The organism is Sphingobacterium sp. G1-14 (genome assembly GCF_002196555.1).
GTDB lineage: Bacteria > Bacteroidota > Bacteroidia > Sphingobacteriales > Sphingobacteriaceae > Sphingobacterium > Sphingobacterium siyangense.
The window spans coordinates 1,131,419-1,144,701 of sequence record NZ_CP021381.1; the positions used below are offsets into that span (position 1 = coordinate 1,131,419).

8 protein-coding genes are annotated in these 13,283 nt (G+C 39.9%); 4 read left to right on the forward strand and 4 right to left on the reverse strand.

What is annotated here, in order from left to right:
- Nucleotides 1-263 precede the first annotated feature (263 nt).
- On the reverse strand, nucleotides 264-1,262 hold the full coding sequence (locus CBM24_RS04875; RefSeq protein ID WP_046673918.1) for a beta-ketoacyl-ACP synthase III: 999 nt from the start codon (nucleotides 1,260-1,262) through the stop codon (nucleotides 264-266).
- A 306-nt stretch (nucleotides 1,263-1,568) separates the two neighbouring features.
- Nucleotides 1,569-3,002 carry a PLP-dependent aminotransferase family protein gene (locus CBM24_RS04880; RefSeq protein ID WP_088160367.1) on the reverse strand — a complete coding sequence of 478 codons (1,434 nt, stop codon included), beginning with the start codon at nucleotides 3,000-3,002 and terminating at the stop codon, nucleotides 1,569-1,571.
- 219 nt (nucleotides 3,003-3,221) lie between these two features.
- Here CBM24_RS04880 and CBM24_RS04885 point away from each other — a divergent pair, with 219 nt between their 5' ends.
- Nucleotides 3,222-4,379: an aspartate aminotransferase family protein gene (locus CBM24_RS04885; RefSeq protein ID WP_088160368.1), complete on the forward strand. Its 1,158-nt coding sequence runs from the start codon at nucleotides 3,222-3,224 to the stop codon at nucleotides 4,377-4,379.
- A 135-nt stretch (nucleotides 4,380-4,514) separates the two neighbouring features.
- Nucleotides 4,515-4,928 (forward strand): NUDIX hydrolase, encoded by a 414-nt coding sequence (locus tag CBM24_RS04890; protein WP_088160369.1) that lies wholly within the window; start codon nucleotides 4,515-4,517, stop codon nucleotides 4,926-4,928.
- Between the two features lie 14 nt (nucleotides 4,929-4,942).
- Here CBM24_RS04890 and CBM24_RS04895 read toward each other — a convergent pair whose 3' ends face one another.
- Both CBM24_RS04895 and CBM24_RS04900 read right to left on the reverse strand, forming a co-directional pair.
- Nucleotides 4,943-5,470, reverse strand: a complete 528-nt coding sequence (locus CBM24_RS04895; protein WP_075991233.1) for a hypothetical protein — start codon at nucleotides 5,468-5,470, stop codon at nucleotides 4,943-4,945.
- A gap of 112 nt (nucleotides 5,471-5,582) precedes the next feature.
- The gene (locus tag CBM24_RS04900; RefSeq protein WP_157698371.1) at nucleotides 5,583-8,756 is read right to left on the reverse strand and encodes an AsmA-like C-terminal region-containing protein; all 3,174 of its coding nucleotides are present in this window, start codon (nucleotides 8,754-8,756) and stop codon (nucleotides 5,583-5,585) included.
- A gap of 128 nt (nucleotides 8,757-8,884) precedes the next feature.
- Here CBM24_RS04900 and CBM24_RS04905 point away from each other — a divergent pair, with 128 nt between their 5' ends.
- Nucleotides 8,885-10,279 (forward strand): sensor histidine kinase, encoded by a 1,395-nt coding sequence (locus CBM24_RS04905; protein ID WP_088160371.1) that lies wholly within the window; start codon nucleotides 8,885-8,887, stop codon nucleotides 10,277-10,279.
- Nucleotides 10,280-10,661: 382 nt separating this feature from the next.
- Nucleotides 10,662-13,265 (forward strand): zinc-dependent metalloprotease, encoded by a 2,604-nt coding sequence (locus CBM24_RS04910; protein WP_232475683.1) that lies wholly within the window; start codon nucleotides 10,662-10,664, stop codon nucleotides 13,263-13,265.
- The last annotated feature ends 18 nt before the right edge of the window (nucleotides 13,266-13,283 follow it).

The following is a 13,283-nucleotide window of genomic DNA, read 5'->3' on the forward strand; positions in this document are numbered from 1 at the left end:
ACTTCATTGGAAATTAAATCGGACTTTAGACGCTTTCATCCGAATGAGGTCCCTATAAGGTCCGTATAAGCTCCCTATAAACTCCCCAGTATTTATTCCTTTCTTCTTCACGGTGCTGCCTGTAAAAAGAGGATAGGTTCGATTCTTCTTGCGCAATGGCGATCCTGTTTTTGGTGGCGGGAAATAAAGAAAAACCCCAGAAATCATTGATTCCTGGGGTTTTATTTTAGTGTGAATTTATGACGACTAAAGTTTTTGATCGCTTAAATCATCCATTTAAATATGCTGGCTCCCCAAGAGAAACCGGCACCAAAGGCGGTTAACATGACTAAATCACCGGTATTTAATTTTTTAATATTTTGCCAGATACATAGTGGGATCGTGGCAGCAATGGTATTTCCTAGGTATTCGATATTACTTAACGCTCTATCTTCTGGTATATTAAGACTACGCCCAACGGCATCAATGATGCGCTGATTAGCCTGATGTGGGATTAACCAATTGATATCTTCAATCTGTAGGTTGTTGCGTTGCAAAACCGTATTACAGGCATCGCTCATAGACTGCACAGCATGTCTAAATACAGTTTTACCATCTTGTTTCAGGAATCTGTTGTCGTTAACAGGAAGATTGCTGTCGATTGGATACAAAGAACCGCCGGCTTCAATTTTTAAAAATTCTTTTCCCGCTCCATTGCTACATAGATAGGCATCCATAATTCCACCTTCTAAAGATGGCTCAAGCCATATCACACCAGCGCCATCACCGAAAAGAATATTGGTTGAACGGTCTTTTAAATCGACATAAGTACTGATGTTGTCGGCTCCGACTACGAGTACATTTTTATAACGTCCAGTCTCAACGAGAGCAGAAGCCATATCTAAGGCATATAAAAATCCAGAGCACGCAGCATTGACATCAAAAGCCCAAACATTGGTAAGACCTAATTTTTCTAAAATGATATTTGCTGTTGCCGGCATAGGCATATCAGGTGTAGAAGTCGCCACAATTAGGGCATCTACATCGTTCAGATTTTTATGATATTGTGTTGCCAAATCTTGTATAGCTTTTACAGCCATGTCTGATGTGGCAAGATTTTCTTCTAAAATTCTCCGCTCCTTAATACCTGTGCGTTTGATAATCCACTCATCGGATGTATCGCAAAACTGCTCCAAATCTGTATTCGATCTTTTATTCGGTGGAATATATCCGCCAATACCAGTTATTGCTGCATATGGCCTGCTGGGTATTCTCTCAGTCATAAATTAATGTACTCTATTCTCTCTCTTATTATATAGCTATCCTATTAGGAATTACTCGTGTGTCTTTTGCGCCGTAAAACTACGGTTAATTTATGCGATTAATAAGTGAAAAAATTGATTTTTGACAAAATAATTACGTTTTATCAGCATTTTTAACTGTTTTTTACGTATTACCTATACTAATCTTTTAATCGGTCTTTATGGGGCGGAATTAAATATTGAATGTGCTTGTTTTTTCAGAATTTTAATCTAATGAAGTCCGTCCGAATTGGAAAATAGTCTAGTTGCTTTTTGTGTTTCAAACCATTACGTGGAGAGTTTTGCCTGTTCCAAAAGTTCAGCCAAAATGACTATTCCTTCTTCGATCAATTCCTCTGATAAGGATCCGTAGCCAAGCCGTATTCCGCCAAAAACATTTTCTCTGCTGTAGTTTTCGGGATGCGGTATATCTACTGATCTTTCCTTTAATTTTTGGAATAAAAATGCCCAGTCGATTTGATGTTTAAAAGATAGCCAAACCGCCAATCCCCCTTGTGGAGAGGTGTAGTTCACATGATCCTGCAGATGTTTGTCCAATTGGGCAATCATAAAATCACGTTTCCTTTTGTAAAACTGTGTTGCTTTTCGGATATGTCTACGAATTGTTCCATCCTGAATGAGTTCCAGTACAGCTTGCTCCATAATATTGTCACCTTGGATATCGATGATGTAGCGAAGTTCGGTAATCTGCTGGAGCAAAAGCTCGTTTCTCGTCGCAAGATAACCGATACGGAGTGCTGGTGCGACAACTTTGCTCAGCGTACCAATGTATACTGTATTGATCAGCTCCTGTTGTGAAGCGAGCGGATAATAGGGAACTTGTTCAAAATGAAATTCGTAGTCGTAATCATCCTCAATGATCGTGAAGTTATATTGGTTGGATAATGCTATTAATTGTGATCTCCGTTCTTTGCTTAAAGTGACAGTGGTTGGATATTGTCGATGTGGTGTAAGGTATAGCGCCTTAATGTTGCTCTTTTTCAATAAATGAGGTAGCAATTTTTCAACGATAAGACCATCGGTATCTACGGGAATAGGAATCAATTTCGCGCCGGCTTTTTCAAAGATCTTCCAGGCTGAATGGTATCCAGGGGACTCTACAAAGATATAATCATCGCGCTGCAATAGGCATTGGGCGACCAGGTACATGGCCATTTGGCTTCCACGACTGATGCATAGCTTATTTTTATCGATGTGCATGTTGCGTTCGATGTTGAGCATATTGGCGATTTCTTCACGAAAATCTAGATGACCTCGGGGATCGGCATATCCCATCATTTTCCAACGTGCGCTGCGTTTAAAAATTTGGCGATAAGCCCGTCCGAGCTGTTCTACCGGGGCAATCTTACTGTCTGGATTACCGTCATCGAATATAATACGTGTTGGAGGCTGAAGATCAGATAATTCGATCTTTTGTGCAACATATAGGTTCGAGCCATAAGGTAATTGGGCCGCTACAAATATACCTCTACGTGCTTGACTAACCAGCCAGCCTTCACTCAACAGCAACTGTATGGCATCAATTACCGTGTTTCGGTTTAATTTTAGTTGGGCTGCAAGAGATCTGCTACTCGGTAAGGCCGTTCCTTTCGGCAATCTACCTGATTGAATATCAGCAGCAATGTTATCCGCTATTTGGATGTAAATCGCTTTTGAAGAGGATCTGTCAATATCTATCGTTAAATTCCAAGGTCTAAGCATGAGGCTGTTGTATCGGGTAATTGTTCAAATATACAATTGTTCTGCAGGATTAAAATACATTCGATAGATGGCGCATGAGCAGTGCTGCGCTATTCTATTTAAGATGAGTTATTTTGTTTATTGCCTGTTTCGGCTGGACTAGGAATAAATAACCATCTTGGACTAGGAATGAAAGGGGATTTAAGTGGATTTTTGAGTTTTACTAATTCTAAGTCATTCATGAAACCATTTCCCGTTTTTGAGAAAGTTGATATTGCGATCGAACGAGCTCTTGGTTGCTTTGTCTATGATAAACAGCAGCAGGCCTATCTAGATCTCTATGGTGGTCATGCCGTTATTTCTGTTGGGCATAGCCATCCGCATGTTGTTGAGCAAACTATAAAACAGATGAACAAGATCGGATTTTATTCAAATGCAGTTACAAACGATCTTCAGGATCGTTTGGCCGAACGCTTAGGCAGTGCCTGTGGTTATCCGACGTATGCTATTTTTTACAGTAATTCGGGAGCTGAAGCAAATGAAAATGCACTGAAGTTAGCTTCGTTCCATACGGGAAGGAGGAAAGTATTGGCGATGTCCAATGCGTTTCATGGGAGAACCTCAGCTGCGGTTGCGGCAACGGATATCCAGTCAATTCGTGCACCATTAAATGAAAGTGAACAATTTGTCTTTACACCTTTCAACGAGATCTCCAGTTTGAAAAAACAATTGGAAACGGAAGAATATTGTGCGGTCATTATTGAACCTATTCAAGGTGTCGGGGGAATTCATTGGGCAAGTCCTAGTTTCTTACAGGAAGTAAGAGCAATCTGCACGAAAACTGGGACCATGCTTATTTTGGATGAAATTCAATGCGGTTATGGGCGCACGGGACTTTTCTTTGCACATCAGCATGCTGGGATAGAAGCCGATCTAATTACTGTGGCCAAAGGGATTGCAAATGGGCTGCCGATGGGGGCGACAATTATTTCGCCTAAAATAAAGCCGGTCATAGGACAATTGGGGACTACTTTTGGCGGAAGTCATGCGGTCTGCGCGGCGGCTCTGGCTGTACTTGATGTAATTCAAAAGGAGCAATTGATTGATAATGCCGCAGTTGTAGGTGAATTTTTGTTGACAGAATTAAGAAAAATTCATGGCGTGAGTGAAGTTAGAGGGCAAGGTTTGATGATCGGCGTAGAGTTTGAAAACGATATTCGACAACTGCGGAAAGAACTTCTGTTTTCTGAAAAGATTTTTACAGGATATGCAGGACGCTATACGCTCCGTCTATTACCGCCGCTGTGTTTTACCATGAATCATGCGGAGACTTTTTTGAAGAGTCTACGGAAGCTTGTGCTCAAAGAGAAACTAGCCCATGATGTTTCGGGATATTGATTAGCCTCTCTATTGATTTTGTGCTAAGTTTTAATGCAGGATTCTCCAAATTAGCTGTCGCGCTTTGATAAATGTCGTAAAAGAAGTAATTTCACATCTAGCGTATTTAATCAGTAATAGCTTATAATACATTTCATGACAACAACAAAATGTTTGCCTACAGCGGGTTTAGTGAGTATTAAGGAGGATAAATTATTATTAGCGTATAGCAACAATAGAAAGGCATGGTATCTGCCGGGTGGAAAGATTGATGCGGGGGAGGAAGCTCTGCAGTCCCTTCGTCGTGAAATTTTGGAGGAGCTAAATATCAATCTGGATCCGGATAAAATCTCCTATTATTGCCATGTTACAGCCCCGGCATACGGGCTTGTGCCAGAGGTTATCATGGAACAAGATTGTTTTCTGTATCCATTAACAGAGCAGATCGAACCCAGTAATGAGATTGGTGCCGTTCGTTATTTTTCACACCAAGAGTACCAGGAAGAACCGATCCAGGTCATTGGCGTTTTGCATGTGTTTGACAAGTTGAAGGCTGACGGATTGATTTAAAAACCCTGTCGCTACTAGATGCCATAGCCTTCATTGAGACAGCTTATACCTTTTGTGTCTTTTAAAGGTATAATTTTCTGGCTTTTGGTATCCATACGCCATGCCTTGACGATTTTGTCGAAATATTCTTTGCTTTCATCGACCCGGCTAATGGCTATAATTTCACTGTTTGGTTTGTCTCCTTGCTTGCAGTTGCATAAGCTAAGCTGCTCGTTGGACTTCAGTTTTTGGATATTGATGGTATCCAAAATCTTGTATTTGACTTTACCTTTGCTATCATCGGGTAACAATTCCTCTAAAATACAAACACCATTTTTGGCATTTGTAAAATAGCCGGCAGCAAAGCGATAGTCCCCCTGTGTATTCTTGTCGGTTTCAATAAGCGCGCCAGTTGCGTAGGTATAAGATTTTAATTCAGCAATTTCATTGATCTCACGGAATACTTTCCCATATAAGGGGTTTTTCTGATCGTTAACGGTATTGAAACTGGACCAACTGCAGATGGATAGAACCGCAATCGGTATAATTAGTATATATCTCATAGTTTTCAACAATTAAAAACGTTATTAAGTTAACAAATCTTTCTGTTAACTTAATAACGTTTTTAATTCAGCACTATTGTGTCGACTGAATTTACTAAAACTAATTACGCGTTTACTTAGCCTGTTTTTCTTGCACTTTTTGAGATTCTTTATATACTTTACTGTCCTCGTCATCCATGTCCATGTCGAGATCCTCTTCTTTGTATTTTCCCATTTTTAAATGAAAGTTATCTGGAGTGCCCGTAATTCGCATAGGTATCCCAAAGATTCCAAAAGGAGGTAAGCCCAGTCTAAAACCCAGGTTCATCCGTCCGTCTAAGGTTACTTGGCCTTCAAAGCGAGGCCTGAATCCCATCATTTTCATTTTCGTGCGTTCGATGGTCATCACATTATTTTTGATATGGGATTTAATAACAACTTTTTTTACTTCGCCATCCTTCAATTTTTCTTTGGAAGTAGATTGACTAATTCCATTGAGTAGTTTGAAGCCTCTGAACTTAATCTGATTTAGCGTTAAGGATCCCTCGCCGACGATAGAAGGCATTACTGGTTGCATATTGCCATTCAATAGGCCACCCAATTTGTAATCCAATGAAACAAGACCATAAGCATTTTTGGCAGAGCTAACCATTTCCCTGAACATCGGTATCTCTTTGTAAGCGCGTTGAATATCAAAGCTGTCGGCTTTCACCGCATAATCAAAACTTGCTCTACGTGGATTTATGGGACGATAACTTCCGTTCATATCTACTTTCAGTCCCGCAAGTTCAAAGTTTGTCTTATTAAGTGTCATCTTACCTTCTTTTACCTGTAGGTCTCCTTTGAAATCTTTGATATTCATTTTGTTATATGATATGGCGTTGACAAGCCCTAAGACCTGAACGTCCAAATTTTTGGGGAGAAGAACCACACCGCTTTCGGACGTGCCTGTAGCTGTCGAGGAAGATGGTGATCCGAAAACCATGAAATCATCCACATTGATTTTCTTGCTGCTGAGTGTAAATTGACCTTTTAACGGTGCTTGACTACTTGTTGCATAATTAATAATATTGTTGAGATATCCTTTGATGGAAATATCATTCTTAGCATAGGCAACCAGGAATTTATCGAAATTCATTTTCTCCTGATTAAAACTGAAGTTCCCACTTCGAATTGCAATAGGCTGTGGAAGCATGTCGGACTGAACCTGGATATTTCCAATACTTAACCGACCGCTATTTTGAAGTCGGTTATAATGACCATTGGTGGCATCGCTCTGTAAGCCTTTTAAACTGAAATCTGTATAGATAAAGCCATCGACATTGGTACCATCCAATGCAAAGAGTTTATAAATAGGGCCGAGATTGAGCTTACCCTTGGACTGTATGTTGTATTTGATGTTATTGAAGTTCTTGAGGTCTGCATTCAAGAAAAAAGGTTCACCCGCAAATGTAAACGATACCGGTAGGATTTTGACATTCAGATCTCGAAGTGAACCTTTTTCGCTATTGACAAAAGCTTCGACCTGAATATTTTCCATCGGGATAGGATAATCATTTGACTTGATCAATCCATTCTTCATCACGATGGACGTATTGGTTTCGGGAAAAATGTTTCGTTTGAGATCTACATAACCTTTTGCTATGAGGTTGACATCCACCAATCCGGCCAATTCGACTTGTTTAATTGGATAGAATTTTTTGATATCTGCTAAATTAAATGATGCCTTTAAATCGGAATTGACTGCAATTTTATTAAAATCCGTTATTGAAATAAATCCTTTTATATAATTGTTAAGTGCTTGAACAGAAATATCATGTATTGCTATTGATGCACTTTTTAACTGGCCATCGGGATCCTTTGCTTCCAGACGATAGGCAATTTTGTCCAATCCCTGTGGGAGCTTAGCCAATTTGAATTTACCATCTACGAGTGTATTTTTGATATCAAAAGTAGGAATGGATGCGACGTATTCCTGTTCGCGTTTTTGGAGCCCTACCTGACGAATAGCTTTGGCGTATGTGCCGTCGATTTTCGCGTCAAGATTCCACTTTCCACCGAAAGAAAAATCGGGAAACTGTAGCGAGGCATGGAGTTTATCGAGATTAAGATCACTTTTTATGTTGGCATGCACGGTTACAGGGTGTAAACCTGCAATGTTGCCCTGTGCATTGAAATAGCCTGAAGCAACTTTAAAGTCAAATTGTTTAAGATCAATTTGTAGTGAGTCTGGATTCAGTGCCGGCAAGTCTATCCGTAATTTTGCATTCCAGTCTGTTAGCGGATTGGTGGATTGTTTATACGCGAGAAAGCCATTGTTGACCATGAGCCCAAGTGAAAGATTAGGCATTTTGTTGTTGTCGACAATATAATCACCTTCTAGATTAACAAAAACCTCAGATGTACCTTTCACGGAGAGGTCCTTGATCCAAGAAGCGTAGTTATTTGGGACTAATGAAAGTAATTCGGCCAAGGTACTTTCCTGTGATTTTAATTTAAAATCTAGGTGATAACCATGGGAAATAAAAGACAACAATCCACGGAAACGAACTGGTAATTGATTTATTTTAATATCATTTCGTTCGAATACGAAGGATAACGTATTGGTATTGATCCGTGTTAGCAAATTGGCATCGATCGACTTTTTGTCCACATATAATTCATTGTCAAAGGAAAATGAAAAGGATGCAATTTTTGCACGTGTGTTCAAGTCAAAAATATTTGACATCAGATCTCCCTTACCCTCATATTCGAGATCTTTTGCCTCTATCTGAAGCGGAATGGAGCGGTCTTCATAATGGAGATTTGTTTTTTCAAGTTTAATTAATTGAAAAGCCAAAGCGCTACTTTCTGCATTATCTTGTGTTTTTGTTGAATCTGACGGGGTGGATTTATAAATAGAATAATTGGCATTTCCCAAAGAATCAACCAAGATGTTGATCTTTCCGTTGTTCACGATAAACTTGTCGATGACAATTTTAGATTTGAGGAGACTCATAAGGTCCACGCCAAAACTGACTTTTTTCGCGGCAAGCAGCGTATCGTTTTTAAAAGGCTCGGCCCCTTTTAGTAAGACATCATCCATCGATGCAGTAAGCAAAGGGAATTGATCAAAGAAGGTTAATCTTACTTTTGAATAATTTAACTCACCAGTAATATGCTCGTTTACGAGTGATTTGACCTTGCTATTTACTTCATTTTCGAATATATAGGGAATAGATAATATGCTGATAACGAGTAGTACGACGATGCTTGTAAAAACGATAGCGATACGTTTCACAACTTTTATAAATGTTGCTTTTGACACTTTGTAATTTTTTGTGGTTACAAAAATCAGAAAATTATTATTAATCTTTATTAAATGCCCCATTTATTTTGGTTAGCTCTTGGAATATGTCGTGTTTCATTGACAAAAGGCTGGGTTAGAGCTTTCTTATGAACTTGTTTGCTAAAGCTTTGAAAATTTTGATGTATTTTTGCGCCGTGAAATTTCGATTTAAAAATGCCGAACAGAAAAATAGTATTATCCTAATTGTCTGTTTGTTGTTGCTGCTGCTGGTAGGAGGGGGATTGCTCGGTGTTATCCATCATAAAGTTGATCGTCTTAAGAAAAGAATATTGATCGATTTTGCGGATGAGAATATGTTTCTTGTCAAAAAGCAATTGGAATTGCTACAGCAGGATCTGTACCTTTCTGAGAAAAAAATATTGGAACAACCCACGTTTGATCCAAAGGAAAGTGGTGATTCCTTATTGGTCATTATCCCGGTAGGCCAACCTGATTATATAAGCCATAGGATGCTAACATTGTTACGGACACGAACAATAAATCATCGGCTATATCATATCTATATGGATATCGAAAGGCTGAATGCTTATTTTTCGAAGCTCAATTTCGGAAGGCGGGCTTATTTTGAGATCTATGATGACCGCGGCATCTGTGTATATTCTCCAGATAATCGAAAATGGGGAAAGAGAAATACTGCCGCTGTGTCAAAACAGGGGCAAATTGTCCAGTCAGATTTTCTGCAGCTGGACGTGATGGTTAATTCCTATCCCTGTAACATTCTGTTTGTTGGTGGTGAAATCAAGGTGTATGTTCTCTTGTTGAGTATCGAAGAAGAAATCCAGGAATTGTTGACCTATAGTATCTTGCTCGGTGTGGGGTTAATGTTGGTGGCGATGGTATTGATCTATTTCAATGTTATGGAGCGACGCAAGATTCAACAATTGAAATTGCTTGCTTTGAAGCAGAAAAATGAATATACACAGATGCGTCTAGTACAATTGCGACAACAGATCAATCCACATTTTCTATTCAATACATTTGGGTCGCTTCAGTACCTGATCGGAAAAGACGATGAACTGGCCAAGTCTTTTATTGGAAAGATGACCAAGGTTTATCGTAAAATGTTGCGTACAGATGAGGCAGAATGGTCTACGCTAAGGGAGGAACTGGAATTGGCCAAAGCCTATTTCTTTTTGCAGCAGGTGCGGTTCGGCGCGGCATTGCAGGATATGGATATAAATATTCCAAGAGAATTATTAGAACAGAAAATTCCACGTTTGGGTTTGCAAATGCTGATCGAGAATGCGATAAAGCATACACGCATTTCGAAAGAGAATCCGCTTACTATTCATTTAATCTATATACCCGAAACCAACCTGCTGGAGGTTAGCAACAACTGGCAGCCCAGACAGGGGGCAGAGCTTGAAGGTGAGGGGTACGGGCTCAAATATTTGTCATCCATCTATAATTACTATGCCATGGCAGGTTTTCATTTCGGGTTAGAGTCGGGGCAATTTATTGTGCGATTACCACTCGCATAATGCTGTATATGAATAATGAAATTGGAGGTGTCTGCGTATTCATGTTTTTATAGTGCGTGTTCATCATTCTGAACTACGTGTTCATCCCTTTATGTATTATTCTGTACAATATTTTTAACAAATTTGGCTCTTAATCCAGCGGTTTTAGTTTGTGATTAGCCTAATCTTATCCCATAAAATGCCAAGGTCTTTATAAAGTGCAACTTATGATTGACCTCCATGGAATAGATGCAATTACTTTCTGATACAAAATCCGAAGCTAAAACAGGCTTAGGATCAATAATGGATTTTCGGTTGATGTTACGTCGTCACCAGTGAAAAACAAATAGAATGCCACGAGCTCATTTATGCCTTTGAAAGCGAGCTCAAAAATAATTATTTGATGAAAAACACTTATACTAAGCTAGCCATTGGTCTTTTATTTTCGGCGGGTCTAATGCAATCTTGTTCTATATTGCAAACCGTAGGTTTAAGAAAAAAAGAGACGGTTACTTCTGCCAAAGATTCTACGGCAAAGAAAGATTCTACAGCTGCATACGACAAATTGTTGAAAGATGCGCGTGTGGATAGTGGAATGTTTACTGTGATCCGTAAAGAAAACAACTACTACTTTGAAATTCCATTGAAAAAGATGGGGCAAGATATATTGTTGATCCAAAAGCTATCTTCTGTACCGTTGGCCTTGAATGAGGCTGGGGTAAACAAAGGGATGAATTATGAAAATAAGGTCATTCGTTTTACCCATCGTAAAGAGAAAAAAGAAGTGTGGGTTTCGGAGATTAAACCGCAGGTCGAAGTACCTAAGGGTGACGCAATAGCCGCTTCGGTATATGATAATTATCGCCCTTCTTATATTGAATCGTTTAAGATTGAAAGCTATTCAAAGGATTCAAGTGCCGTGGTGATCAAAGTCAATAAAGTATTTGACGGTTCAGAAAAAAGCTTTACGGATGTGTTTACGTCTTTGGGTTTGGGAACTTCACCTAAAACGAGTATATCTACCGTTGAAGACATTAAATCCTATGCGAATAATATCGTTGTGAAGTCTGTATTCTCTACCAAGGTCACTGAAGGTGATGAATCTGTACCGGTTTCTTTAGAAATTACAAGTAATCTTTACGAACTGCCTGAAAATCCTATGGTTGCGCGGTTTGCAGATCCAAGAGTAGGTTTCTTTACTTCACCACGTTGGTATTTTAATGATAAACAACAGGAACTGGATAAGAAAAATCTGGTCAATCGCTGGCGCTTAGAGCCGCGTGACGAAGATAAAGCGCGGTATCTGAAAGGGGAGTTGGTCGAACCAAAGAAACCGATTGTCTTTTATTTAGATCCGGCGACACCAAAACAGTGGCGACAAGCGATCATCGATGGAGTTCATGATTGGCAGGTTGCCTTTGAAGCTGCTGGTTTCAAAAATGCAATTCTGGCCAAACAACAGCCGGATAGTGTCAAATTTGATCCCGATGATGCCAATGTATCCTCGATCGTTTACGCAGCATCTGCTCAGGCTAATGCCATGGGACCTTCTGTGGTCGATCCGCGCTCGGGGGAGATCCTTGAAGCCGATGTGATCTGGTGGCACAACGTCATGACGATTTTAAATAGCTGGATGCGTATACAAACAGGTATAGTAGATACATCGGTACGATCCAATGTGTTTTCGGATGAAAAAATGGCACATGCCATTCGCTTTGTTTCTTCCCATGAAATTGGGCATACCTTGGGTCTTATGCATAACATGGGCTCCTCGGCAAGTTTTCCTGTTGATTCATTGCGTAGTAAAAGCTTCACCGCTAAAATGGGGGGGACTGCTCCTTCAATTATGGATTACGCTCGTTTCAATTATGTGGCACAACCCGAAGATGGTGTGGAACAGATCACTCCCGTGATCGGTGCTTACGACAAGTATGCCATTGGCTGGGCTTACCGTTGGTATGGCAAAACGCAACCTTGGGATGAAATTCCTTTGCTGAGAAAGGAAATTGACAGCCATGTACATGATCCTATTTACCATTACGGTGAACAGCAAGATTCTAAAAATATCGTTGATCCGCGGGCTCAATCGGAAGATCTTGGTGACGACGCGATGAAAGCTGGTGAATATGGCATGCGGAATCTGCGTCGTATGATGCCTAATATTATCAACTGGACCACTAATGTAGGTGATGATTACTACCGTGCCGGTAAATTATATATGGGTGTAGTCGGACAATGGTATGCGTATGCTGACCATGTCTTAAATAATATCGGGGGAATATACCTGGAAAATGCTGTTTTGGGCGATCAAAAAGATGCCTATAGTCCAGTACCAACAGACAAACAAGTACGTGCTTTGGAATACCTCAAGAAGAATGTCTTTTACATGCCCGAGTGGTTGTTCGTCCCAGAGCTGATGGCAAAAACTTTTCCATTGAAAGATTCTCCAATAGGACCATTTGAGTATGCTCCTTATAACTTACAACGTGAATTTCAGTATGCCATGTTGTATAAACTGGTCAATGATGAACGTTTGCTGCGTATGGTTGAGATGGAAAATCTTTTTGGAAGTAGAAAAGCATGGAGTGCACCTGAGTTTCTAACTTCTGTACGTCAGACGATCTTTGCTAAAACCATCAGTGGACAATCGTTGGACCTTAAAACACGGATGCTACAACAAAACTATGTGGATGTTCTGATGGTATCTACAAACAAATCCATGGAGAAATTAAATGCGAAGAAGCTGGCAGGCATTGAGCAGCTAGTTGAAGCGATACAACCTGATCTATGTTTACATCCACAACATGCATCCTCTTCACAAACGGGACTTCGGAATGTACATGTCACTGGTATGATACGCACTTCCGATATGTTGACCTATAAACGTGCTGAACTATATGAGATCTACCAGTTGTTGAAGCAAAAGCAGCGGACAGGTGACGCGACTACAAAATCGCATTACATGGATCTTTTACTACGTATTGCAAATACCTTAGAATTAAACTAATATATTAACATCTACCAA

Excerpts from the sequence above, each read along its gene's own strand:
- CBM24_RS04875 (WP_046673918.1), bottom strand. The coding sequence starts at position 1,262 with ATGACTGAGAGAATACCCAGCAGGCCATATGCAGCAATAACTGGTATT.
- CBM24_RS04880 (WP_088160367.1), bottom strand. The coding sequence starts at position 3,002 with ATGCTTAGACCTTGGAATTTAACGATAGATATTGACAGATCCTCTTCA.
- CBM24_RS04885 (WP_088160368.1), top strand. The coding sequence starts at position 3,222 with ATGAAACCATTTCCCGTTTTTGAGAAAGTTGATATTGCGATCGAACGA.
- CBM24_RS04890 (WP_088160369.1), top strand. The coding sequence starts at position 4,515 with ATGACAACAACAAAATGTTTGCCTACAGCGGGTTTAGTGAGTATTAAG.
- CBM24_RS04895 (WP_075991233.1), bottom strand. The coding sequence starts at position 5,470 with ATGAGATATATACTAATTATACCGATTGCGGTTCTATCCATCTGCAGT.
- CBM24_RS04905 (WP_088160371.1), top strand. The coding sequence starts at position 8,885 with ATGAACTTGTTTGCTAAAGCTTTGAAAATTTTGATGTATTTTTGCGCC.
- CBM24_RS04910 (WP_232475683.1), top strand. The coding sequence starts at position 10,662 with ATGAAAAACACTTATACTAAGCTAGCCATTGGTCTTTTATTTTCGGCG.